This is a genomic window from Kitasatospora kazusensis (assembly GCF_039529945.1).
Classification (GTDB): domain Bacteria; phylum Actinomycetota; class Actinomycetes; order Streptomycetales; family Streptomycetaceae; genus Kitasatospora; species Kitasatospora kazusensis.
In genome coordinates, this window is record NZ_BAAANT010000010.1 from 18,325 (window position 1) to 42,291 (window position 23,967).

The window sequence follows — 23,967 nt, forward strand, 5'->3', positions numbered from 1 at the left end:
CCGGTGGTCTGCCCCCTCGTTCACAAGGAGCGGTCAGTCCCACTCCAGACCGCCGCGACGCCAGACATAGGCGTACGCGACAAAGACGGTGGCGATGAACAGGAGCATCTCGACCAGCCCGAAGATCCCGAGGGCGTCGAAGCTGACCGCCCACGGATAGAGAAAGACGATCTCGATGTCGAAGACGATGAAGAGCATCGCCGTGAGGTAGTACTTGATCGGGAACCGACCGCCGCCCACCGGCTGCGGGGTCGGTTCGATACCGCACTCGTACGCCTCCAACTTGGCCCGGTTGTAGCGCTTCGGGCCGGTCAGTGAGGCCATCACGACGGAACCGACCGCGAACGCCGCCGCGATGGCACCGAGTACGAGGATCGGCGCGTAGGCATTCATGAGGCCCCGCTCCCTCCGTCCAGTCGTCCTTGACTGCAGATCGGAATCACCGGGTCACGCTCCGCTCGACCCGTGATCCGGTTCCCGGGATCCACCCCATGTGAGGCAGTTCACAAAGCCCGGAACGAGCGCATCCTATGCCCGTCCGCTTGTGATCTGCGACACGCAGTTCTGGACGATCTTTGTGATCTGCGCCACCTGACAAACGATCACCAAGGCGATCAAGTCGCGATGTATCTACGCAGCGAAGGCAAATGACCACAATCAGTCGCATTTATCTGTGAACCGACTGGTTAGAGGCCTCGGCCCATATCAATCATCCGCCGCCCATCGCAAATTTCCGGGCCTCAGGTTGACGTGATAGAGCGCCTCACCCTCCCGGGTGGCCCGCCTCGCACGCACGCTTGACCTTTCGTTCACAAGCTCGCGGGCGGGTGGACGGCCGGGCGGGCGTTGGTGGTTGGCGAGCACGGTCGGCGGGGTGGCCGGCGGGATGGTCGGCGGGGACAGCCGAAAGGCTCCGGCGGCAGCCTGTCGGGCTGCCGCCGGAGCCTTCAGGACTCGGGCCGGCCGGTGTGGGACGTCTCGGACGTCTCGGACGCCTCAGGCCGGCACGTCCACCCCGGCCTCCACGGGCTCGCGTACCGGCTCGCGTACCGACTGCCCGGCCGGGGCGGCCGGTTCGGCCGCAGATCCCGGGGCCGAGGCGGGCTCCGGAGCCGACGCCGGTTCCAGGGCACCGGAGTTCACCGCACGGCGGCCCCACTCGGTGCCGACCAGCACCAGGACGCCGCCGGACAGGGCGAGCGCGCTGAGCCGGTCGCCGCCGACCACGGTGCCGAACAGGGCGGCCCACAGCGGCTCGGTGCCGAGCAGCAGGCTGACCCTGGACGGGGAGGTGGCGCGGACGGCCCACATCTGGACCAGGAACGCGAACACCGTGCAGAGCACCGAGAGGTAGAGCAGCCCCGCCCACTGGCGCGGACCGAAGGACTCCGCCACCGCGAGCGGCGAGGCGCCGGCCAGCGGCGAGACCAGCAGGAAGATCAGTCCGGCGGTGGAGAGCTGGATCCAGGTCAGCGCGAGCGCGTCCGTTCCCTTGATCGACTTGGTGCGCGACATCGCCAGCACGTGGACCGTCCGGATCAGCGCCGAGCCGAGCATCAGCAGGTCCCCCACGTTCGGGGTCCGGAAGCCGCCGCCGGTCAGCAGCGCGACGCCCAGCACCGAGAGCCCGGCGGCCCCGAGGAAGACCCGGGGCAGTGCCGTCCGCCGGACGGCGCTCTCGGCGAGCGGCGTGAAGACCATGGTGAGGCTGACGATCAGCCCGGCGTTGGTGGCCGAGGTGTGCACCGCGCCGTACGTCTCCAGCAGGAAGATCGCGCCGAGGATGACGCCCAGCGACGCCCCGCCGAGCCACTCCCGCCGGGTCAGCCGGCGCAGCGAGCGCCAGGCGAACACCGCCAACAGCGGTACCACCAGGCCGAAGCGGAGCACCAGGGTGCCCAGCACGGTGTCCTGTCCGGCGACTTGCTTGAGGACCAGGAAGCTGGACCCCCAGACCACGGCGACGGCGAGCACGGGCAGATCACGGACGGTCTGTGAAGTCGCGCGCATGGCGTTTCCCTCCGGGGCAGTTGGCTGTCAAGGCCCGTACACCGTCGGACGGATCCCGCTCACTGTGAGTGGCGATCCATCCTTGCGTACCGGAGCACCGGCGATCAAACGTTTTGTTCCCGAGGCGCCGCATGGCGGCCCGGAGTTGGGGCAGGGATGAGGTCGCCATGACAACGCTCTCCGGAGGTACCCCCACATGAGAAGAAAACACTGGGCGCTGCTGGTCGCGGCCACCTCGCTGCCGCTCAGCCTGTCCACCTCGGCCGGAGCCGCCGTCGCTGCCCCCGCAGCGCCCGCAACAGCTACGACCTGCACCTATACACCGGCGGTGCCCGCCGACAACTTCAAGGGCATTCCGGTCTTCGACGCGAAGAAGGCCGCCAAGCCGTACAGCGCGACCCTGCAAACCAGCCAAGGCTCTGTCAGGTTCGAGGCGCTCACGGCCCAGGCGCCGTGCACCACCTTCTCGTTCCGTTTCCTGGCCGAGCACGACTACTTCAACCGCACGCACTGCCACCGCCTCACCACCCAGCGGCTCTGGGTGCTGCAGTGCGGTGACCCGACGGGCACCGGCAGCGGCGGCCCCGGCTACTCCTTCCCGGACGAGAACCTGACCGGCGCGACGTACCCCGCCGGGACGGTCGCGATGGCCAACGCCGGCCCGAACACCAACGGCAGCCAGTTCTTCATCGTCTGGAAGGACACCAAGCTCTCCCCCGCCTACACCCCCTTCGGCAAGGTGACGGCCGGGATGGACGTCCTGCAGAAGATCGCGGCCGGCGGCGAGGACGACCAGAACGGCCCCGGCGACGGCTTCCCGAACCTGCCGGTCAACATCAGGCAGGTCCGGATCAGCGCCCACTGAGACCGGCCGGCAAAGCCGGTTCCGGTCAGGAGTCGGCCCGCCCCTGAGCGGGCGGGTCGACCAGGCGGGAGCCCTCCATCAGCATCCCGGCCCGCTTGACCGTACGGATCACCGGCACCAACTCGACGTGCTGGACGGCCTTGAGCGCGCCGATGTGCTCGGTGAGGTACTCGTACAGCGCTTCGGTGTCCCGGCAGGTCACCACCGCGAGCAGGTTCGCCGAGCCGGTGATCGCCGCGGCGAACGGGACCTCCGGATGCCGGCCGAGCGCGGCGCCGGCCGCGGCGAGGTCGGCGGGTGCGACGGTGGCCAGCAGCATGGCCTGGGTCTGGAAGCCGAGCAGCAGCGGGTCGATCTCGACGTCGAAGTAGAGCGCGCCGCTCTCCCGCAGCTGGTCGAGACGGCGCCGGACGGTGGACTCGGAGAGAGCGGCCGCACGGGCGAGTTCGGGGTAGCCGGCCCGGCCGTCCCGGGCCAGTACGGCGAGCATCGCGAGCTCCGCCTCGTCCAGCCGCACCCGGCCGCCGCCGGTGACGGGGCGCTCCAGCGCCGCCACCTGCGTCCCGGCGAGGATGTCGAGACCACCCCACCGCCCCGGCCCGCCCATGTACATCCGCAGGATGGTGTGCGCGGAGATCGCGGTGACCCTGCGGGTGCCGGGCAGCTTCTCCAGCAGCAGCGTGTTCCGGTCCTGCGCGGTCCGGGCCTTGGTGATGCAGTGGATCTCGGTGCCGCCGGAGTTGAGCGTCACCCAGGAGATGTCCGGCCGCCGGGCCAGCGCGTCGGCCACCGCGATCGCCGCGTCCGGAACGCACTGGATCCGCAGCCAGGACTCGAACAACCCGACCCGGTGCCCCAGCGGCAGCCCGACCACCCGCAGCCACCCACCGCCGCGCAGCCGCCGGTAGCGGCGGATCACCGTCTGGTCGGAGACGTCCAGCACCTCGGCGATCCGGCTGAACGCTGCCCGGCCGTCGATCATCAGGGCCTGCACGATCGCCCGGTCGAGTTCGTCCAGCTCCACCTCTTCGCTCATGTTTTCCATCATGACAGAGCCCGTTGGCATCGGAATCCGCCGTACCTGCCGATCTGGATGGTGCGATCCGTCCACCGACTGCGACTTTCGTAGAGCGCGGGCAGGGGTTGTCCGGCGGAACCGGACCGACCGAGGAGACTTCCCATGCGTAAGTGGCTGCCGCTCACCGCGGTGTGCCTGGGTGCGTTCATGCTGCTGGTCGACGTCACCATCGTGACCGTCGCCCTGCCCGACATGGCCACCAGCCTGCACACCACCTTCGCCGACCTCCAGTGGGTGCTGGACATCTACGCCCTGGCGCTCGCCGCGCTGCTGCTCGGCGCGGGCTCGCTCGCCGACCGGATCGGGCGCCGCAAGGTGTACCTGGGCGGGCTCGTGCTGTTCGCCGTCGCCTCGCTGGCCTGCGGCCTGGCGACCGGGCCCGGCATGCTGATCGCCTTCCGGGGGCTCCAGGGCATCGGCGGCGCGGCGATGTTCGCGACCACGATGGCGCTGCTCAGCGGCGCGTACCAGGGCAAGGACCGGGGCATCGCGTTCGGCGTCTGGGGCGCGGTGAACGGCGCGGCGGCGGCGGCCGGCCCGGTCCTCGGCGGGCTGCTGACCGAGCACCTCGACTGGCGCTGGATCTTCTTCGTCAACCTGCCGGTCAGCGTGCTCGCGGTGGTGGTCACCCTCCGGGTGGTCAAGGAGTCCCGCAACCCGCACGCCACCGGCGTCGACCTGCCCGGCATGGTCACCTTCACCCTCGCGGCCGGTGCGCTGACGTACGCGCTGATCCGGGTCGGCGACAACGGCTGGACCTCGGCCACCACCCTCGGCCTGTTCGCGCTGAGCGCGCTCTCGCTGCTCGCCTTCGTCCTGATCGAGCTGCGCAGCGCCCGGCCGATGCTCGACCTCGGGCTGTTCCGCAGCCCGTCCTTCGTCGGCATCATGACCGGCGGGCTGCTGCTCTCGGGGGCCGCCTTCTCCTACCTCGTCTACACCTCGCTCTGGCTGCAGTCGGTGCGCGGCATGGGCCCGGTGACGGCCGGTCTGACGATGTTGCCGATGAGCATCACGGCGTTCGCCGTCTCCGCCGTCGCGGGCAAGAAGCTGCACGGCGTGCAGCCCCGGTACACCATCGGGATCGGCCTGCTGCTGATCGGCGCGGGCGCGCTGCTGCTGGCGCCGGTGGACTCCGGCTCGACCTGGACGGCCCTGGTGCTCGGCCTGGCCGTGACCGGCGCCGGCGTGGGGCTGGCGACGCCCGCGATGGCCGCGGCCGTGATGGCCGCCGTCCCGCAGACCCGGGCCGGGATGGCGGGCGGCGCCCTGAACACCTCGCGTCAGCTGGGCAACGCGCTGGGCATCGCCGTCCTCGGCGCGGTCTTCAAGGCCGGCCTGCTCGACTCGCTCCGTTCCGGCCACGCCGTCCCGGACCCGCAGCACACCGCCGACGCCCTGGGCAGCGGCCGCGCGGGCGCGGTCATCGCCCAGGCCCCCGCCCTGGAACACCCGGTGCACGCGGCCTTCGCCTCCGGTCTCCAGGACACCTTCCTGGTCTCCGGCGCCCTCGGCCTGATCGGCGGCCTGGCCGTCCTGGCCCTGGTCCGCCGCCCGGCGGCGCCGGCCGGGCACGGCACACCGGCGGCCTCCCCGGCACCCGCCCGGGTCTGACCGACGTACCGGAGGGGGCGTGAGCAGTCGCTCACGCCCCCTCCGGCGTTCCGCCGGGACGGCCCCCGGGGGGGCGTCCCGGCGGGGCCGTTCGCCGAGGGCGCCGCGTGGTGCGCTACGGCTTCCACTCGTCGGCGAGCATCCCGAGGACGACCTCGTCCAGGTACTCGCCGACGACCCAGGCGGAGCGGCGCAGCGTGCCCTCGACGGTGAAGCCCGCCCTGGTGGCGGCCGCGATCATCGGGGCGTTGTCCGCGAGCGTCTCCACCTGCAGCCGCTGCATCCCGCGCACCAGGAATCCGTACCGGCAGAGCACCCGCACGACGTCCGCCCCGAGACCCCGGCCCCGATGGCCGGGACGCAGCGAGATCCCCAGATGGGCGGACCGGTGGTGGGTGTTGATGCCCCAGAGCAGGGCTTCCCCGGCCAACTCCCCCGAGGCCAGCTCCACCACGGAGAAGAACGCCACGTCGTCCGAGGACGCGGGCACGGCGTACGGGGAGTCGGCCGCCCCTGGCGGAATCGGCCGCCAGGGGCGGGAGTCGGCGCGGGACCGGGTGGCGACATCGTCGTACAACTCGGTCTGGAGGACGGCCACGTCACTGTCGTGACGGGCCCGGAGAGCGATCTTCGCGCCTTGTATCATGTCACATGGTTATCGATAACGGCCTTGACCTTCAAGCGAATTAATGTCCAGCAGCCGGGCCGCCCTGCCCGGTGGAGCGGCCGGAACAGGGCGGCCCGTGACGTCAGGCGTCCGGCGCGACCTTCGCCAGGCCGTTGATGATGCGGTCCATCGCGTCGCCGCCCTGGGGGTCCGTCAGGTTGGCGAGCATCTTGAGGACGAACTTCATCAGGATCGGGTGGGTCAGGCCGCGCTGGGTGGCGAGCTGCATGACCTTGGGGTTGCCGATCAGCTTCACGAAGGCGCGGCCGAGGGTGTAGTAGCCGCCGTAGACGTCCTTGAGGACGGCCGGGTAGGCCTGGAGGGCCTTCTCGCGGCCGGCCGGGGTGAGGCGGGCGTTGGCCTGGACGATGACGCCGGCCGCGAGCTGGCCGGATTCCATCGCATAGGCGATGCCCTCCCCGTTGAAGGGGTTGACCATGCCGCCCGCGTCGCCGACCAGCAGCAGGCCGCGGGTGTAGTGCGGCTGCCGGTTGAAGGCCATCGGCAGCGCGGCGCCGCGGATCGGGTCGGTCATGTTCTCGGGGGTGTAGCCCCACTCGGCCGGCATGTTGGCGCACCAGGACTTGAGCACCTCGCGCCAGTCCAGCTCGCCGAAGGCGGGCGAGGAGTTGAGGATGCCGAGGCCGACGTTGGAGGTGCCGTCGCCCATGCCGAAGACCCAGCCGTAGCCGGGCAGCAGCTTCTTCTCGGTGCCCCGGGTGTCCCAGAGTTCCAGCCAGGACTCCAGGTAGTCGTCGTCGTGCCGGGGCGAGGTGAAGTACGTCCGGTACGCCACGCCCATCGGGCGGTCCTCGCGGCGGTGCAGGCCCATCGCGAGCGAGAGCCGGGTCGAGTTGCCGTCGGCGGCGACCACCAGCGGGGCGCGGAAGGTGACCGGGCGCTTCTCCTCGCCGAGCTTGGCCGTCACACCGATGATCCGGCCGGTCCGGTCGTCCAGCACCGGGCCGGAGACGTTGCAGCGCTCGTACAGCCGCGCGCCCGCCTTCTGCGCCTGGCGGGCCAGGATCTCGTCGAAGTCGGCGCGCTTGCGGACCAGGCCGTAGTCGGGGAAGGCCGACAGCTCGGGCCAGTCCAGCTCCAGCCGGACGCCGCCGCCGATGATCCGCAGCCCCTTGTTGTGCAGCCAGCCGTTGTCGGTCGACACGTCGATGCCCATGTCGACCAGCTGCTTGGTGGCACGCGGTGTCAGACCGTCACCGCAGACCTTCTCGCGCGGGAACTCGGTCTTCTCCAGCAGCAGGACGTCCAGCCCGGCCTGGGCCAGGTAGTACGCGGTGGTCGCACCGGCCGGGCCCGCCCCGACGACGATGACGTCCGCGCTGCTCTCCACGGTCTCGCTGGTGTCGCTGCTCTCGCTGCTCAGGTCGACGGCGGTCTCGGACACGGTGGCACACTCCTGCAACGGCGGTCGGGGCTGGGCGTCAGGGCGGGGCGTCGGGCGGGGCTCGGACGAGTCTAACTAGCTCTTGAAGCCTCGGTGGAGAGCCACGATGCCGCCGGTGAGATTGCGCCAGGCGACCTTCTGCCAGCCCGCGCCCTGCAACTTGGCGGCCAGCGCGGGCTGGTCGGGCCAGGCGCGGATGGACTCGGCGAGGTAGACGTACGCGTCCGGGTTGCTGCTGACGGCGGTGGCCACCGGCGGCAGGGCGCGCATCAGGTACTCGGTGTAGACCGTCCGAAAGGGCGTCCAGGTCGGGGTGGAGAACTCGCAGATGACGACCCTGCCGCCGGGCTTGGTGACGCGGTACAGCTCGCGCAGCGCGAGGTCGGTGTCCTGCACGTTGCGCAGCGCGAAGGAGATGGTGACGGCGTCGAAGGAGTTGTCGGCGAACGGCAGCCTGGTCGCGTCCCCGGCGGTGAGCGCCAGCTCGGGGTGGCGCTGCTTGCCCTCGGCGAGCATCCCGATCGAGAAGTCGCACGGGACGACGTCGGCCCCGGCCTCGTGGAACGGCAGCGAGGAGGTGCCGGTGCCGGCGCCGAGGTCCAGCACGGTCTGGCCGGGCCCGGCGTCCACCGCCTCGGCCACCGCGCGGCGCCAGGCGCGGGCCTGGCCGAGGGAGAGCACGTCGTTCGTACGGTCGTACTTGGCCGCGACATCGTCGAACATCGCGGCGACTTCGTGCGGCTGCTTGTCCAGGGAGGCTCGGGTCACGCCCCCTATTGTTCACCCTCCCCCGGACAACCCGGGCAATGGGGGCGCACTGAAGCGCGGGAGGCGGCTACCGGAGCGCCCGGCGGCCGCCCTTGCGCCTGCGGCGGGAGCGCTTGCCCTGGGTGAGGGCGGGCATGCCGTCGCCGAACGCCTCGGCGGCGAAGGCGACGGTGGTGCGGATCCGGGTGCCCGGGGTGCGGACCGGCCGGGTGCGGCGGTAGCGCCAGATCCGGGCCACGCAGGCGGCGAACAGCAGCAGGGCGACGGGCACGCTGGTCTGCGCCAGGCTGACGCCCACCGGCTGCGGGTAGCGCTTGCCGCAGACCCGGACGGCGCCGGGGTCGGCCGCGGCGTGCTCCAGGCAGATCGGGTCGCCCACCTTGACGTCCTGCGGCAGCCAGAGATCGGCCGCCGAGTGCAGCTGCCCGTCGGCCCGGTAGCTGACGGCGCTGTAGCTGGCGCTGCCGGTCGGGAGCTGGGTGACGGTGCCCTCGACCCGGACGGGGTGGGCGGCGATCCGGTCCGCGAGGTCGGCCTGCCGCCAGCCGAGCAGGCACATCCCGACCGCGAGCGCCGCGCTCAGCACGGCGGCGAGGTACCAGCCTCGGGCGAGGCTCGTGCCGCGCAGGCGGGGGATGGTCGCGGGTCGCATGGTTCCTGCCTGGCGTGCCGAGGGTGAGGGTGCCGACCCGGTGTGTCACCGGGGTGGCTGTCCGGATCGTAGCCGCTGGCGGTACCTCAGGTCACGGCAGAGATCAATCAGTTTGTGTGACCACCGCCAGAACTGGTGGACTTTCAGCCATCCGCCGTACCACCGCAGGCCATTCCGCGGCAGGCCCGGGTTCAGCAGCACCCGGCGTACACGGACGACGAATCCGGCCGTACGCCCCGCCCGGGCGCCCCTACGCATACGGATGACCGTCTCGGGGCACGAAGAACGGCGCGTGCGACCGCGCACCACCGTCGCACCCGACGCCCCCCCGCTCCCCTGCCGGACCCCCGACGCGCGGGGCATCCGGCGCGTACGGGCCGGGCACCGCGGGGACCCCGCGGGCGGCGGTTCAGCGGCGCCGGTACAGCAGCCGCCCGCCCAGGACGGTGGCCAGGCAGCCGCCCGCGCCCGCCCGCTCCAGCTCCGCCGCCGAGGCCGCGTCGAAGACCGCGAAGTCGGCCCGCCCACCGACCGTCAGGGGACGGTGCACCGCGCCCCGCAGACCGGTCGCGGCCAGCGGGTCGAGCCCGCCGGCCGTCCCGTCGCCGGGCAGCGCGTGCAGGCCGGACCGCGCCACCGCCGTCCGGACCACCGGCAGTTCGAACGGGCCGGCCACCGCCGTCGTCCCGTACCCGAGCATCCGCTGCAGCCCGCGCCGGGCGCTGCCGCCGCGCCGCTCGCCGTCGGCCGCGAGCATCAGCGGCTCGGTGCCCAGATCCTCCCGGGGGTCCGGGTGGTAGGCGCACTCCAGCAGCCAGTGCCCGTGCGGGTTCAGCAGGCCGGGCGTCAGCAGCCCGTCCCACTCCCGTACCCGGGCGCCCCCGGCCGGTACCGAGGCGTAGGGCCCGAAGGCGAGGACGGCGGCGCCGTCGACGAGCACCGCCCCGTCGGTGATCGACGGGGCGGCGGGGTCCGGCAGCAGGACCGAGGCCCGGTGCAGGGTGAGCATCAGGTGGTGGAGAGGATCTTCAGCTCGGGGTGCGCCGTGCCGCCCTCGATCGCGGTCGAGGCGATGTGCGAGGCCACCCGCGGGTCGACCGGGTCGTTCGCCGGGTCGTCCAGGACGCGCAGGTGCTGGTAGGTGGTCGAGCGCTGCGCCGGGGTGCGGTCGGCGGCCCGGATCAGGTGGATCAGCTCGGTCAGGTTGGAGCGGTGCTTGGCACCGGCCGCCGAGACGACGTTCTCCTCCAGCATGACCGAGCCGAGGTCGTCCGCGCCGTAGTGCAGCGACAGCTGGCCGGCCTCCTTGCCGGTGGTCAGCCAGGAGCCCTGGATGTGGGCCACGTTGTCGAGGAAGAGCCGGGCGATGGCGATCATCCGGAGGTACTCGAAGACCGTCGCCTGGGTGGAGCCCTTGAGGTGGTTGTTCTGCGGCTGGTAGGTGTACGGGATGAAGGCCCGGAAGCCGCCCGTCCGGTCCTGCACGTCACGGATCATGCTCAGGTGCTCGATCCGCTCGGCGTTGGTCTCGCCGGTGCCCATCAGCATGGTGGAGGTGGACTCGACGCCCAGGCCGTGCGAGATCTCCATGATCTCCAGCCAGCGCTCGCCCGACTCCTTGAGCGGCGCGATCGCCTTGCGCGGACGGGCCGGCAGCAGCTCGGCGCCGGCGCCGGCGAAGGAGTCCAGCCCGGCCTTGTGGATGCGGGTGATCGCCTCCTCGACCGAGACCTTGGAGAGCCGGGCCATGTGCTCGACCTCGGAGGCGCCGAGCGAGTGGATCACCAGCTGCGGGAAGTCCTTCTTGATCGCGGCGAACGCGGTCTCGTAGTACTCGACGCCGTAGTCCGGGTGGTGCCCGCCCTGGAACATGATCTGGGTGCCGCCGAGCTCGACCGTCTCCGCGCAGCGGCGCAGGATCTCGTCGAGGTCGCGGGACCAGCCCTTGTCGCTCTTGGGCGCGACGTAGAAGGCGCAGAACTTGCACGCCGTCACGCAGACGTTGGTGTAGTTGATGTTCCGCTCGATGATGTACGTCGCGATGTGCTCGGTACCGGCGTAGCGGCGGCGGCGGACGGCGTCGGCGGCGGACCCGAGCGCGTGCAGCGGCGCGGACCGGTACAGGTGCAGCGCCTCGTCCGGCGTGATCCGGCCCCCGGCGGCGGCGCGGTCGAGGACGGCCTGCAGGTCTGCGGGGGATGGGGTCTGCTCGGACACCTGTCGGGCCTTCTTTCTGTCCAACGTCTGGTCGCCTCACGACCAGGGATCAGACCCGGCCGACTTGACCGAACCAGCGTACGCCAGGCCCTCCGGGCCACTGGGCAGGCGGGGTGAGCACAGTCAGGGGCGCGTGGGGGCACCTCCCGGCCGAAGGCTGGGGGAGAACTGCGCGAAGTCGGAAGGCTGCGACGTGTGCCCTCCCGCTTTCGCGCAGTTCCCCGCGCCCCTGACTGTGGCTGATGCCCGCACTATCCGGCCGGGACGGGCTCCAGCAGGCTGACGGTCACGTCGGGGGCGAAGCCGCTGTCGTGGCCGACCCGGCGGGCGAACTCGGCGATCCCGGCCAGCTGCCGGTCGCCGAGCGAGAAGTCGAGCGCCTCGCTGAAGTACCGCTCCAGGACGGGCGCGTCGAACGCCTCCCAGCGGGCGGCCTGCTCGGCGACCTTGGTGACCTCGGCGAGCGAGAGGTCGCGGGACTCCAGGAAGGCGCGGTGCACGGCGGCGACGGCGTCCGGGCGGCGGGCCAGGAAGTCGCGGCGGGCGGCCCAGACGGCGAAGACGAACGGCAGGCCCGTCCACTCCTTCCACATCTCGCCCAGGTCGTGCACGGCGAGGCCCTGCATCGGCGCCTGCTCCAGCGAGGCGCGCAGCGCCGGGTCGCCGATCAGCACGGCCGCGTCGGCCCGGGCCATCATCGCGTCGAGGTCGGGCGGGCAGCTGAAGTACTCGGGCCGGACGCCCTCGCGCTCCTCCAGCAGCAGCCGGGCCAGCCGGACCGACGTCCGGCTGGTCGAGCCGAGGGCGACCCGGCGCCCGTCCAGCTCGGCGAGCGGCACCCGGCTGACGATCACGCAGGACATCACCGGGCCGTCGCTGCCGACCGCGATGTCCGGCAGCACCACCAGTTCGTCGGCGTGCCGCAGGTACTCCACGCAGGTGATCGGACCGATGTCGAGCGAGCCGGCCACCAGCTGGTCGCTGAGCTTCTCGGGGGTGTCCTTGGTCAGGTCGAGGTCGAGCAGGTTGCCGGTCCGGGCCAGCCCCCAGTACAGGGGCACGCAGTTGAGGAACTCGATGTGGCCGACCCGGGGCCGGACGGCCACCTGGTCCGGGGCGAGGTCCGCCGCCGCACCCGGGGCGCCCTGGACGGCGTCCCGCCCGGTGTCCCGGCCCGCATCCTCGCCTGTCTCCGGGCTCCCGTCCCGACTCGCTTCCCGACCGGTCATCACGTGCTCCTTCTGCCTTCGTCCGACCCCCTCCGCAGGGTATGCCCGTGCCTGTGGCGGCTCGTCATCCGGCCCGGCGACACACCGCCGACACACGCCCGTCGCGCCTCCGGTGACCCCTGGTCGGGTCCGCGCTCGCGTGCTACCGTTCCACCCAGTTGCAGTTTGATTCCCCTTGCAGTACTTGAAGCCTGCGGAGCATGTAACCGCGGGCTTTTCGTAGTTTTTCAGCTTTATCGAAAAACTCCGGACCCTCTCCGGAGGCGGGGCGATCAGCGCAGCGGACCGGATGCCACGAGGTGTGGTCTCCAATACGTCCCTCGCAAGGAGAACGGCATGGCTCAGGGAACCGTCAAGTGGTTCAACGCTGAGAAGGGCTTCGGCTTCATCGCCCAGGAGGGCGGCGGCCCCGACGTCTTCGTCCACTACTCCGCCATCAACGCGAGCGGTTTCCGCTCGCTGGAGGAGAACCAGGCGGTGAACTTCGACGTCACCCAGGGCCCGAAGGGTCCGCAGGCGGAGAACGTCACCCCCATCTAGTTCATCTCCTCTGATGATCTGATCGCTCGGGACCCCAGTAGGGTCCGCCGACGGCCGTCCGGGCCGTCACCAAGAGCATGACGAGAAACACCAAGGGGGCCCGCCGCGTCTCGTACGCGGCCGGGCCCCCTGCCTCTGTCCCGGACCCTCCCGCGCCCGCCCGCGTGTGCGACCCCGGACCCGAGGTCCCCCCGGAACGCCGTCGGGGCATGATCGTGGGTATGCCCCGCCTGCCCAGCCCCCCAGAAGCGTTCCGGTCGCTCGACCGGGCCCTGCACCGGATCGGCCTCGACGGCTTCATCCTGCTGCTGCTCTGCACGGTCGGCCTGGCCACCGTGCTGCCGGCCGGCGGAGCCGCCGCCACCGCCGTCACCTGGGCCGTGAAGATCGCCGTCGGACTGCTGTTCTTCCTGTACGGCGTGCGGCTCTCGCCCCAGGAGGCACTGGCCGGCGCCCGGCACTGGCGGCTGCACCTGCTGATCCTCGGCTGCACCTTCGTCCTCTTCCCGCTGCTCGGCGAGGCCGCCCGGCTGCTCCCCGCCGCCGTACTCGCGCCGCAGCTCTACACCGGCGTGCTGTTCCTCACCCTGCTGCCGTCCACCGTGCAGTCCTCCATCGCGTTCACCTCGATGGCCCGGGGGAACGTCGCCGCCGCGATCTGCGCCGCCACCTTCTCCAGCCTGCTCGGCATCGTGCTCAGCCCGCTGCTCGCCGCCTGGCTGCTGGCGGGCGGCGCCGGGGTGCACGTGAGCGGCGGGCAGATCGCGGACATCCTGCTCCAGCTCCTGGTGCCGTTCGCGCTCGGCCAGGCGGTACGGCGCCGGGCCGCCCCCTGGGTGGCCCGGCACCGCGCGGTGACCCTCACGGTGGACCGGGGGTCCATCCTGCTGATCGTCTACGCCGCCTTCGGCGAGGGCGTCCGGGACGGCATCTGGGGACGGGTGACGGCCGGCCAGATCCTGTGGCTGGCCGCCGTCTGCCTGGCCCTGCTCGGGTTCGTCCTGTCCGTCACCGCCACGGCCTCCCGGCGGCTCGGCTTCGACCGGGCCGACCGGGTGACCATCCAGTTCTGCGGCTCCAAGAAGAGCCTGGCGAACGGGCTCCCGCTCGCCACCATCCTCTTCCCCGCCGCCTCGGTCGGGCTGACGGTGCTCCCGCTGATGCTCTTCCACCAGATCCAGCTGATGGTCTGCACCGTCCTCGCCCAGCGCTGGGGGCGGCAGGTCTCCTAGGGTCAGTGCCAGCCCGCCGTCAGCAGGGCCAGCACCTCGGAGGTGATCGCGGACTCGTTCCGCTCGAAGTCGGGCCCGGTCAGCTGCGCCTGGTCCGCCGGGAGGCCGGTCAGCACGGGGGTGTGCAGGTGCCCGCCGGGCAGTCCGGGGCGCAGCTCCAGCCGCAGCCGGTTGCTGCGGTACGCCACCTCGTTGGAGAGGTAGCCGCCGCCCCCGCCGGCCACCGCGCGCGAGCCGGGGGTGGGCCCGTCCGGCCGGTCGACCGTCTCCGTCCCCCCGGCGGGGATCTCGGACACCTCGGTGTGCAGCAGCACCGGGTACGGGGTCTGGGTCGCGGCCGTCATCGCGCCGGTCGGCAGACTGGTCGCGATGAACTCGGCCCCCGGGCCCATCCCCGGTGCCACCACGGGGTTCTCGTACGTGCCGCCGGAGAGCGCCCGCTCGTTGTCGGGGTACGGATCGGCGGAGCGGGCCCGGCCCGCCCAGGCCTCCAGCGTGAAGAGGCCCGGGTACCCCTGGCTGATGGTGGTGATCCGGTCCGCCGCACGCGGGCCGGCCGCCATCCGGGGGCCGAAGGCCCGCTCGACGATGCCGTGGTCGAAGTCGGCGTACCGCACCGGCAGCACGACGGCGCGGATCTCGGCGGTCTCCCCGTCGTCCAGGGTCACCCGCCGCCCGTTCAGCCCCAGCACGGCCGAGCCGGACGGGTTGGCCGTACGGATGTCGTTGTCCAGCCCGAACGGGTCGAACCCGCTGACGAACAGCCGCTTCACCCCGGGCGTACCGGCGAAGCCGTTGCCGGTCAGCCCGCGCGAGGCGTCCTCGAACCGTCCGCGCAGCGCCGCCGCGTCCACCGCGAAGCCCGGCTGCCACCGGTCCAGCTGTCCGTCCATCACCAGCCGCGCCCAGTACAGCGGCCGGTCGTCCCCGGCCGCCAACTCCCCGCCGGGGCGGTGTCCCTGGGCCCGGTCCACCGCCGCCCACCAGAGCGCCGACCCCCAGGCCCGCACCAGCCCGTCGGCCTCGGCCGCCGTCCGCACCCCGCAGAGCGCGGCGGGGAACCGCGCCGGGAAGGCGGCCAGCCCGCCCTGCCCGATCAGCTCCGTGGTGCGCGGGTCCGCCAGCCGCTGCTGCTCCGGATCGGCGGGGGCCCGCTGGACGAGACAGCTCGCGTCGGCGGCGTGCGCGGTGGAGAGCGGGAGTGCGACGGTCGTCGTCGCCGTGAACAGCGCGGCGGCCAGGGCCCAGGATCGCGATGGCTTCATGATGTGCACATTACATATTGACGCCGCGTCAGGGCAGAGGGCGTCCGCTCTGTCGCGGTTCTGCACCAGAGCCCCTCCGACAAGCGGCGCAGCGCCGGACGGCGGCTAGGTTCTGGAAGGAACACGCAGATCAGGGGGCGGCATGGCGACATCGACGTGGGGGCGCGCCGCCCTCGGCACACTGCGGTTCGCGCTGGTCGCGTTCGCCTGCCTCGGGATCCTGGCGGTCCTGCTGTGGAGCCTGTCCTGGCAACTGTTCGACTTCAACGGCCCCGACCCCCTGGACACCACCGCCTACGACGCCTACCTCGACATCGGGCTGGCCTGGGCGATCGGCATCGGGATCGCCGGCATCGTCGGGTCGTTCACCCTGCGCCCTCGCGGCGCCCGCAGCTCCCTCGGCTGGCTGGCCTGCTGCGACCTGGGGCTGGCCCTCGCGGTCCTCTGGCCGGTCCAGGCCGTGGCCCTCGCCCTCCTCTTCGCGGCCAGGGCCGGGAAGCGGTCCCGGTGGCTGCGCGGATCCGTGGCACTGGCCGGAGTCGCCGTCCTGGCCGTCGGCGGCACCTGGGGCTTCCGGGGCCACGAGGCCGAACAGCCCTGGGACCCGGACAGCCCCGCCGCCACCGCCCTCGTCGGGACCTGGACCGGCCCCGGGGGCCAACTGCTGGAGCTGCAACCGGACGGCCACTACCGCACCACCACCTACCCGGGCGACCCCGCCCCGGCCACCACGCCACAGCCGCCCTCGTACCTCACCGGCACCTGGAAGCTGACCGCGTTGTCCAACGCGGACACCCCTCGGACCGTCGTCCTCGACGGCGCCGCCATCGGACTGGACGTGTACGGGGCCCTCTCCCCCACGACGCTCTGCGAGCCCCAGGGCCCCGACTTCTGCGACGTCGCCCTGCACCGGACGAAGCCGTAGGACTCCCCGCCACTGCCACCCCCGCCGCTCCCGCCCGACCGGATGCGGCCCGCGCCGCCCGGCGGTTGACTGGAAACGGAGGGCGGGGAACGCGAGAGAGCGAGGGGTCCGAGATGGCCGTTGTACTGAAGATGCGCTGGGCCGGGGTCACTCCCGAGCACTACGAAGCGGTGCGCGAGGCGGTGCGCTGGGAGGAGCAGCCTCCCGAAGGACTCGCCCTGCACGTCGCGTCCTTCGACGCCGACGCGATGTACGTGACCGACGTCTGGAACTCGCCGCAGGACTGGGAGACGTTCTTCGCCGAGCGGCTCCGCCCCGCCGTCGAGAAGGCCGGCCTGCCGGGCCGGCCCGACAGCGACCTTCTCCCGCTGCACCGGCGCTTCGTGGCACCCGGCGTCAGCGGCGGCGCGTAGGCAGCGGGGACGCGTAGGCAGCGGGGACGCGGCGGGAAGGAACGCGCGGGACGCGAGCAGCGGCGGCGGACCGGCCTTCGGCTACCGCTTCCCGAAGGCCGCCTCGGTCATGCCCTCCGAGGCCGGCCCGGCCGGTCCGCCGCCGCTGCTCGCGTCCCGGTCGGACGAGCCGTCCAGGACGGCAGCCTGTCGAATGTGCACCTTTCCGACATGTCCGACGCGTGGGCAGGCCGCGCCGGCTCCGGACGGGCGGTACGCGATCCGATTGACCGACCGCGAGTTATACGTATAACTTGATAAGCGATCCCCTTGCCGCCCCCTGCCCTCCGGGAGACCGCCCCATGGGCTACCTCGCCCTGCTCCGCGCCCCGCACGTCACCCGGCTGCTGTTCGGCACCCTGCTCGGACGCCTCCCTGCGGGCATGACCGCGCTGGTCATCGCCCTCGCACTGCGCGAGGCCCACACCCCGTACAGCAGGATCGGCCTGGCCACCGCCGCGTACGCGATCGCCGCCGCGATCGGCGGCCCGGTGCTCGGCCGGATCGTCGACCGGACCGGGCAGCCGAGGGTCCTGCTCGGCGCCGCCGTCGTCGCCGGGTTCGGCTACGCCCTGCTCGCGCTCGCACCCGGCTCGCCGCTGGCCGCACCGCTCGGGGCGGCGATCGCCGGGCTGGCCATGCCGCCGCTCGAACCCTGCCTGCGCTCGCTCTGGCCCGCCGTGGTCGAGGAGCGGCAGCTGGACACCGCGTACGCCTTCGACTCCGCCTCCCAGCAGATCCTGTACGTCGCCGGGCCGCTCGCGGTGGCCGGGATCTCCGCCGCCTTCGGCCCGGCCACCGCGCTCTGGGCGGCGGCCGGGCTCGGCCTCGCCGGTGCGCTGGTGGTCGCCACCGCCGCCCCCGCCCGCGCCTGGCGGGCCCCCGCGCGCGGCGCGTCCTCCGGACTGCTCGGGCCGCTGCGCTCCCCCGGGCTGGTGCTGCTGCTGATCGGGCTGGCCGGCGCGGGCTGGACGGTCGGCGCGCAGAACGTGCTCTTCATCGCCTACGCCGAACAGCACCCCGGCGGCCTCCCCGGCGGCGCGGGGAGCCTGCTCGCCCTCGCCGCGCTCGGCGGGCTGCTGGGCGCGCTCGCGTACGGCGCGGTGCGGTGGCGCAGCAGCACCGCCACCCGGACGTGGGTGATGGCCCTCGGCATGGCGGTCAGCTACCTGCCGCTGCTGCTGCTCCCCGGCCCGGTGCCGATGGCGGCGCTGGCCCTGCTCTCCGGCATCGGGCTGGCCCCGCTGCTGGCCGCCGCCTTCGTCCTGGTCGCCGAGCTGGCCCCGACCGGCACGGTCACCGAGGCCTTCGCCTGGCTGGTCACCCTCTTCGCCACCGGTAACGCCGCCGGGTACGCCGTCTCGGGCGCCCTGGTCTCCGGCTCCCTCCAGGCGGTCGCCCTCTGCTCGGTCGGCGGGATCACCCTCGGCGGGCTGCTGCTGCTCGCCGCGCGCGGCCTGTTCCGGCCTGCGGCGGCCGTCTCACTCGAACGGGTAGCAGAACCGGTATCCGTCTCCTGAACCCGCCCCGCGCCTACGATGGTGGCACCCGAAGGAGGCTGAGCATGACTCTCACCCACCCCGAGCAGCGGATGACTTCACTCCGACAGAGTGCCGAACTGGCCGAGCGGGCCACCGGATTCCGCGCTGAGATCATCCAAGGGGTCCTGATGATGTCGCCCAGCCCCCGCGGGGCACACGCCGGCGTCAATCGGCTGCTGCGCAATCAGCTGGAGGCCCGGCTCAGCCACGACCTGGCCTCCTTCGAGGGTGTGTCCGTCGCCATGCCCGACGACGACACCGACTACGCGACCCCGGACCTCATCGTCCTGCCCGAGGCCTTCGGCGAGTCGGACGACTGGCTGGCCGACCCGGCCGACGTCGAGCTGGTGGTCGAGGTCGTCTCGAAGAGCAACAGCCGCAAGGACACCGTGACCATGGTCGAGTGGTACGCGACCGCCGGGCTCCCGGTCTACCTGCTCGTCGACCCCCGGAACGGGACCTGGGTGCTGCACAGTGCCCCCGAGAAGGGCGCGTACCGGGAGGTGCTCCCCGGCGAGTACGGCGAGGACATCGCCCTCCCGACCCTCGACGGGCTGACGCTGACGACCGACCGCCTGCCCCGTTACGGGCGCTGACCCGCCGGACCACCGAAAAGCAGGAGGGCCCGCAGTGCTGCTGCGGGCCCTCCTGCCGGTTGCCACCGGATCAGCTGTGGCGGCCCCTGCGCCGCCGGGTGGTCAGGGCGAGGAGCAGCCCGAAGGTGGTGAGGGCGGCGGCGAGGGCCGAGAGCGGGCCCGCCGGGAGGTCGGTGCCGGTGTCCGGCAGATGACCCGGGTGGCTGGGGCTGGGGCTCGGGGCGGGCGTGGTCGGGGGCACGGTCGGGGGCACCGTGGGAGGCACGGTGGGAGGCGGGGTCGGGGGCGGGGTGGGCTTGACCGGCATGATCAGGCCCATGTCCAGGTCGAGGTAGTCGGTGCCGCCGGTGAGCTCGACGGTCTGGGTGAGGCCGGTGGCCGGGTCGGCGTCGGAGTCACGGGCGGGGTCGGCGACGGCCCGCAGCGCGTGCTGCTTGGTGACGACGGCTCCGGCGGGGATGGTGGTCAGGTCGAAGTGGACGGCGTACGTGCCGTCCGGGAGCTTGGCGAAGAGGTAGTGGCCGCTGCCGTCGGTGACGGTGCTGACGGGCTTGCCGTTCCGGTCGCGGACCTGGCGTCCCTGACCGTCGATCAGGTACTCACGGACGCCGGGCACACCGGGCTCGCCCGGGTCCTGGAGGCCGTTCCGGTTGAGGTCGTCCCAGACGAAGTCGCCCAGCGAGTTGGACGGCGTGGTCGGCCACTGCACCGCGACCCCGACCTTGGCGGGTTCGGCGGGCAGCAGCTGGTTGCCGCTGCTGTCGGTGGCGGTGTAGGCGAAGCTGTTCCAGGCGAATCCGGCGTCGGGTGCGTCGACCGAGGCGACCATCTGCCATTCCAGCGTGAACGTCCCGTCGGGCGGCAGCGCACCGGGCCGCCGTACCCGGAACCAGGTCGCCAGACCGGGGCCGGGGAAGGTAGCGCTCCACTGCGCGCCCGCGTTGCACGGCGCGTCGGCGGGTGTGGTGGGCAGTGAGGCCGGGCGGCAGGGGTTCGGGTCGGTCGCGTACTCGATGACCACCGACGGGTCGCTGCTGGTCAGCGGCACCGTGAGGGACGGCGTCCAGCTGCTGCCGCGCGTGGTCTCCGGGTTCAGCACGTAGCCGTCGCCGGGGGCGGGCAGGCGGTCGTACGCGACGAAGTCGGTGACGGCCTCGGGCGAGTCGTTGCGGACGGTCATCCGGTACGAGATGTCCCCGCCCGGCGAGGCGGTGGCGGTGCTGCCGTAGTCGGCGTCCTTGTCGCCCTTGACCTCCTTGTACGCGTGCAGCACGGCGGGCGCGTCGATCTGCACCTGGGAGCTGGCCTTGCAGAGCTTCTCGGTGGTGTTGCCGTTGCCGTTCAGGTCGAGGTCGTCCGGCACGCCGGTGTCGGTGCCGAAGTAGAAGCAGGTGACCGGCGGTGACGGGTTGTCGACGGTCACGAAGATGTCGTTGGTGAGCATCCCCGACTTGGCGCTGCCGGCCACCTGGGCGTCGAAGAGCACCCGGTTGGCGTTCGCGTCGTGCAGGTACGTCATGTCGGGGGCCGGGGCGGCCCAGGTCATCCGCAGCAGCTGGCGGCCGTCCTTGCCGGGCAGCACGACGACCTCCTGCGGGGCCTTGCTGTCCGGGTACCTCGGGTCGGTCCGGACGGAACCGTCGACGTAGACCATGCCGGGCGGCAGCAGGTCGAAGAGGACCAGCGGCTTGTCGAGCACGTGGCCGGTGCGGTTGTAGGGGACGACCTGGAAGGTCGCGGTGCCGCCCGGGGAGAGCACGGCGCCGGCGGTGGTGGTCTTGGCGGCGCCGAGGTTGGTGGCGTCGGTGACCCGGGTGTCGGCACAGGCGTTGGCGCTGGACTGCTCGCCCGCCGCGTTGGTGCCGACCGCGTCCACGCAGTTGTGCAGCGGATCGGGCGCGGTGGTGCCGTCGTGACCGGTGTAGAGCACCTGGGACAGCACCTGGATCGAGTTGCCGGGGCTCCAGCCACCCGGGATGGGCCCGTTCCAGCTGAACCGCAGGCCGTCCAGCCAGCGGCCGTCCGGGACGCCGAGCCGGTCGTTCGCCGGGTCCCCGGCGCCGTGGTCGATGAAGACCCGGCGGGCGGCGGAGCCGTTGAACGGGGTGCCGGGGGTGAAGGTCTGCCAGGCCGGGTCGCCGTTCAGGCGGTATTCGAGGGTCATCACGATGCTGGTCGGGGCCCAGGCGTCGAGCTGGATGCTCTGCGGGTCGAGCCAGTTGTAGAGGTTGGTGGTCGTCCCGGCGCCCGGGTCCGTCATCACCAGGCTGGTGGCCGGGCCGGAGGTGTTCTCGGGGAACAGGCTGAAGCCGTTGATGTCGCCCGAGGTGACGGCCGGGCCCCAGGTCTTGCGGACGCCGACGACGATGCCGGTGGTGGGCGGCTGGAAGACCGGCGTCCTGGCGTCGGCGGTGGAGAGGTCCTGCTCGGGGTCGGGGCCGAGCGGATCGCCCTTCAGCGTCACCGAGTTGGTCGAGGTGGTGCCGCTGGGGAAGGTCGGGTCCGGGTAGTGGACCACCAGCACGTTCGGGTAGCGGCAGCCCGCCTGGCCGTTCCCGGCGCGGAACTCGCCGATGTCGTAGCCCCAGGTGTTGCTCCCCGGCGGGTTCTCCGTCCAGCCCGGCGAGCGGCCGGTGTCGACCACCGCGCCGGGCGGCAGGGTGTCCACCAGGCGGCTGGTGTCGAGGTCGACGTTGGGCCCGGGGGCGTCGGAGCAGGCGCCGAACTGGTACGTCACCGTGCGGCCGTCCGCGCTGCTGGTCTGGACGCCCTTGGTGACGGTGTACTCGGGCTGGACGACGGCCGTGGTGGTCGCCGTGCCGGTCTTCGGCGTCTCGCCGTCGGCCGTCAGCGTGGCGCTGTTGACGGCCTTGGCACCGTTGGCGGTGGTGAAGTTCGGGTACTTGAGGACGACCGTGACGGTGGCCGTGGTGCCGGGCGCCAGCGGACTCTTCATCTTGATGATCGCCGTCTCACCCATCGCGCCCGCGGCCGGGATGGTCGACCCCGCCACGTCGACGGTGGACGAGTCCGGCGTCCAGCCCACGAACTCCATCCCGGCCGGGAGCTGGTCGGCGATCTGCGCGTCGGTGCACTCCGTCACCGAGCAGGTGTAGCTGAGCGTGTAGGTGACGTTCTCACCCGGGGCAGGATTGGCCTTGTCGACCGTCTTGGAGAAGGTGTTCGCCGCCTGAGCGGGCTGCGCCGCGATCGAACCGCTCAGCAGTGTTCCGCAGAGCAGACCGAGAGCGGTCAGCACGCGTGATGTTCGGGTCACGCCCCGGGGGATGGTCTTCCGCATGCTCCCCAGTTGAGCCCGGCGGACGCGGCTTGCCGCGCTGCACCGGCTGGAAGTGACGGTCTTTCATCCGATAGCACTACAGGTCGGCAGCACGACAGGTCGGCGCGGGGCACCCCGGCCGTCGCGCCCGACGGCGGCTCAGTGGGCCGGGCGCGCCGCCCGCGTCGAGGCCCGGACCACCAGACCCGTCGTCAGCGGCGGCACCGGGGGGACGGGCTCGCCCGCGAGGAGGGCGGCCAGCGCGCCGACGCCCACCCGGCCGAGCTCCTCGCCCGGCAGGTCGACGGTGGTGAGGGGCGGAGCCAGCAGGTCGGCGACCGGGATGTTGTCGATGCCGACCACGGAGACGTCCGCCGGGATGCGCAGGCCGAGTTCGGCGGCGGCCTGGTAGAGGCCGGAGGCGACCACGTCGTCGTCGCAGACCACCGCGTGCGGCCGGTCCGGGCGGCCGAGCAGCTGGTACGCCGCCGACCGGGCGGCGCGCTGCCCTTCGTTGAGGCTGACGCCGACCTCCAGCACGTCGAGACCGTGCGCGGCGGCCTCGAAGGCCGCCTGCCGGACCCGGAAGGTGTACGCGGAGTGGGTGGAGCGCAGATGGCCGATCCGGCGGTGCCCCAGCGCGACGAGGTGCTCGACGGCCTGCCGCATGCCGCCCGCGACGTCGAGTCCGACGGTGGGCCGGGTGCCGCCGGTGGCCGGGTCCGCGTCCAGGAAGACCACGGGGGTGTCGGCGGGCAGCTCGCCCAGCTGGCTGTCGTCCGGGGAGCAGATCAGCAGCCCGTCGAAGCGGCTGGTGGTGGCGGCCTCGGCCAGGGTCGAGCTGCCCCAGCCGGAGCTGACCACCACCGCGAGGCCGTGCTTCCCGGCCTCCTCGTGGACGCCGGACAGCACCCGGCCGAAGAACGGCCCGAGGATGTTGGGGACGGCCAGCAGGATCATGCCGCTCCGGCCCAGCCGCAGCTGGCGCCCGGCGGCCTGCGGCCGGTAGCCGAGGCTGCGGGCCGCCTCGCGGACCCGGTGCCGGGTCGCCTCGGAGACCCGGTGCCCGGCCTCGGACCCGGAGAACACCAGCGAGACCGTCGCCTGGGAGACCCCGGCGAGCGCGGCCACGTCCCGCCCGGTGGGGCGGCGCCCCGCCACGGGGGGCTCGGGCAGGGTCACCGGGTCGGCTCCCCGGGGCGGGCCGGCACCGCGGGTCAGTTCTGCTGGGCGGTCGCCGCGCGGGCGGCGTCGTCCGCCGCGTCCTCCTCGGCGTTCTGGCCGGCGATCCGCTGCGCCGTGCGGGAGCGCAGGCCGGAGACCTTCGCCTCGATCTGGGCGGACATCTCGTCCCGCTGCTTGCTCAGCAGGACGTAGCTGAGCGGCGCGGAGACCAGCCCGGCGAGCAGCACCAGGAAGACGTAGCCGGCGGCGCCCGCCACCGGGATGACCCCGAAGTGCCCCAGCAGCACGGCGACCAGCAGGCAGCCGAGGAAGATGGTGGCCCGCATGGAGGTGTAGCGGAGCGTGGCGTGCGACTTGCTGCTCACGGGAACGTCCTTACTGCATGGGGTACGACGGCGGCGCTGGCGCGAGGTGCGCGGGTCTCCCAGTGAAGCATGCCCGGCGGC

The 23,967-nt window shown here is 72.6% G+C and carries 22 protein-coding genes; 8 read left to right on the plus strand and 14 right to left on the minus strand.

The features are described 5' to 3' along the window. Positions 1–33: 33 nt before the first annotated feature. Positions 34–393: an NADH-quinone oxidoreductase subunit A gene (locus ABD330_RS11105; RefSeq protein ID WP_014137597.1), complete on the minus strand. Its 360-nt coding sequence runs from the start codon at positions 391–393 to the stop codon at positions 34–36. Positions 394–996: 603 nt separating this feature from the next. Next, positions 997–2,010, minus strand: a complete 1,014-nt coding sequence (locus ABD330_RS11110) for a DMT family transporter (RefSeq protein ID WP_344463520.1) — start codon at positions 2,008–2,010, stop codon at positions 997–999. A 196-nt stretch (positions 2,011–2,206) separates the two neighbouring features. Between ABD330_RS11110 and ABD330_RS11115 the strand changes: the two genes are divergently transcribed. After that, the gene (locus ABD330_RS11115) at positions 2,207–2,875 is read left to right on the plus strand and encodes a peptidylprolyl isomerase (RefSeq protein WP_344463522.1); all 669 of its coding nucleotides are present in this window, start codon (positions 2,207–2,209) and stop codon (positions 2,873–2,875) included. Positions 2,876–2,900: 25 nt separating this feature from the next. On the opposite strand, the gene ABD330_RS11120 is transcribed toward ABD330_RS11115, so the two are convergent. Then, a complete protein-coding gene (locus tag ABD330_RS11120) occupies positions 2,901–3,911 on the minus strand; it encodes an AsnC family transcriptional regulator (RefSeq protein WP_344463524.1) in 1,011 nt (336 codons plus the stop codon). A gap of 144 nt (positions 3,912–4,055) precedes the next feature. Between ABD330_RS11120 and ABD330_RS11125 the strand changes: the two genes are divergently transcribed. Further along, positions 4,056–5,567 (plus strand): MFS transporter, encoded by a 1,512-nt coding sequence (locus ABD330_RS11125; RefSeq protein ID WP_344463526.1) that lies wholly within the window; start codon positions 4,056–4,058, stop codon positions 5,565–5,567. A 115-nt stretch (positions 5,568–5,682) separates the two neighbouring features. On the opposite strand, the gene ABD330_RS11130 is transcribed toward ABD330_RS11125, so the two are convergent. From ABD330_RS11130 to ABD330_RS11160, 7 genes are all read right to left on the minus strand, one after another. Then, positions 5,683–6,213, minus strand: coding sequence for a GNAT family N-acetyltransferase (locus ABD330_RS11130; RefSeq protein WP_344463528.1), 531 nt, complete (start codon positions 6,211–6,213; stop codon positions 5,683–5,685). A 103-nt stretch (positions 6,214–6,316) separates the two neighbouring features. Continuing rightward, on the minus strand, positions 6,317–7,639 hold the full coding sequence (locus ABD330_RS11135; protein WP_425555499.1) for a geranylgeranyl reductase family protein: 1,323 nt from the start codon (positions 7,637–7,639) through the stop codon (positions 6,317–6,319). A 75-nt stretch (positions 7,640–7,714) separates the two neighbouring features. Further along, positions 7,715–8,407 (minus strand): demethylmenaquinone methyltransferase, encoded by a 693-nt coding sequence (locus ABD330_RS11140; RefSeq protein WP_344463530.1) that lies wholly within the window; start codon positions 8,405–8,407, stop codon positions 7,715–7,717. Between the two features lie 67 nt (positions 8,408–8,474). Next, positions 8,475–9,059 carry a hypothetical protein gene (locus ABD330_RS11145; RefSeq protein WP_344463532.1) on the minus strand — a complete coding sequence of 195 codons (585 nt, stop codon included), beginning with the start codon at positions 9,057–9,059 and terminating at the stop codon, positions 8,475–8,477. 409 nt (positions 9,060–9,468) lie between these two features. Next, a complete protein-coding gene (locus tag ABD330_RS11150; protein ID WP_344463534.1) occupies positions 9,469–10,068 on the minus strand; it encodes a hypothetical protein in 600 nt (199 codons plus the stop codon). Continuing rightward, entirely contained in the window at positions 10,068–11,276 is a 1,209-nt protein-coding gene (mqnC, locus tag ABD330_RS11155) for a cyclic dehypoxanthinyl futalosine synthase (RefSeq protein ID WP_344463536.1), read from the minus strand. Before mqnC ends, ABD330_RS11150 begins: the two co-directional genes overlap by 1 nt. A 251-nt stretch (positions 11,277–11,527) precedes the next feature. After that, positions 11,528–12,505 (minus strand): menaquinone biosynthetic enzyme MqnA/MqnD family protein, encoded by a 978-nt coding sequence (locus ABD330_RS11160; protein ID WP_344463538.1) that lies wholly within the window; start codon positions 12,503–12,505, stop codon positions 11,528–11,530. Between the two features lie 336 nt (positions 12,506–12,841). Between ABD330_RS11160 and ABD330_RS11165 the strand changes: the two genes are divergently transcribed. Then, a complete protein-coding gene (locus ABD330_RS11165) occupies positions 12,842–13,045 on the plus strand; it encodes a cold-shock protein (protein ID WP_188305323.1) in 204 nt (67 codons plus the stop codon). A gap of 221 nt (positions 13,046–13,266) precedes the next feature. Then, positions 13,267–14,277 carry a bile acid:sodium symporter family protein gene (locus ABD330_RS11170; RefSeq protein WP_344463542.1) on the plus strand — a complete coding sequence of 337 codons (1,011 nt, stop codon included), beginning with the start codon at positions 13,267–13,269 and terminating at the stop codon, positions 14,275–14,277. Between the two features lie 2 nt (positions 14,278–14,279). On the opposite strand, the gene ABD330_RS11175 is transcribed toward ABD330_RS11170, so the two are convergent. Further along, a complete protein-coding gene (locus tag ABD330_RS11175; RefSeq protein WP_344463544.1) occupies positions 14,280–15,542 on the minus strand; it encodes a pyroglutamyl peptidase in 1,263 nt (420 codons plus the stop codon). 142 nt (positions 15,543–15,684) lie between these two features. On the opposite strand from ABD330_RS11175, the gene ABD330_RS11180 reads away from it, so the two are divergent. The 4 genes from ABD330_RS11180 to ABD330_RS11195 all read left to right on the plus strand — a co-directional run bounded on the left by ABD330_RS11180 (position 15,685) and on the right by ABD330_RS11195 (position 19,056). After that, complete coding sequence (locus ABD330_RS11180; RefSeq protein WP_344463546.1) at positions 15,685–16,467, plus strand: hypothetical protein; 783 nt, start codon at positions 15,685–15,687, stop codon at positions 16,465–16,467. A gap of 113 nt (positions 16,468–16,580) precedes the next feature. Continuing rightward, positions 16,581–16,880 (plus strand): hypothetical protein, encoded by a 300-nt coding sequence (locus tag ABD330_RS11185; RefSeq protein ID WP_344463548.1) that lies wholly within the window; start codon positions 16,581–16,583, stop codon positions 16,878–16,880. 341 nt (positions 16,881–17,221) lie between these two features. After that, positions 17,222–18,439, plus strand: coding sequence for an MFS transporter (locus ABD330_RS11190; protein ID WP_344463550.1), 1,218 nt, complete (start codon positions 17,222–17,224; stop codon positions 18,437–18,439). Positions 18,440–18,483: 44 nt separating this feature from the next. Beyond that, positions 18,484–19,056, plus strand: a complete 573-nt coding sequence (locus tag ABD330_RS11195) for a Uma2 family endonuclease (protein WP_344463552.1) — start codon at positions 18,484–18,486, stop codon at positions 19,054–19,056. Positions 19,057–19,126: 70 nt separating this feature from the next. On the opposite strand, the gene ABD330_RS11200 is transcribed toward ABD330_RS11195, so the two are convergent. The 3 genes from ABD330_RS11200 to ABD330_RS11210 form a co-directional block, all read right to left on the minus strand. Continuing rightward, positions 19,127–22,357, minus strand: a complete 3,231-nt coding sequence (locus ABD330_RS11200) for an SdrD B-like domain-containing protein (RefSeq protein ID WP_344463554.1) — start codon at positions 22,355–22,357, stop codon at positions 19,127–19,129. Positions 22,358–22,495: 138 nt separating this feature from the next. Next, positions 22,496–23,518 (minus strand): LacI family DNA-binding transcriptional regulator, encoded by a 1,023-nt coding sequence (locus ABD330_RS11205; protein WP_344463556.1) that lies wholly within the window; start codon positions 23,516–23,518, stop codon positions 22,496–22,498. A 35-nt stretch (positions 23,519–23,553) separates the two neighbouring features. Then, on the minus strand, positions 23,554–23,886 hold the full coding sequence (locus ABD330_RS11210; protein ID WP_344463558.1) for a DUF4229 domain-containing protein: 333 nt from the start codon (positions 23,884–23,886) through the stop codon (positions 23,554–23,556). Positions 23,887–23,967: the final 81 nt, after the last annotated feature.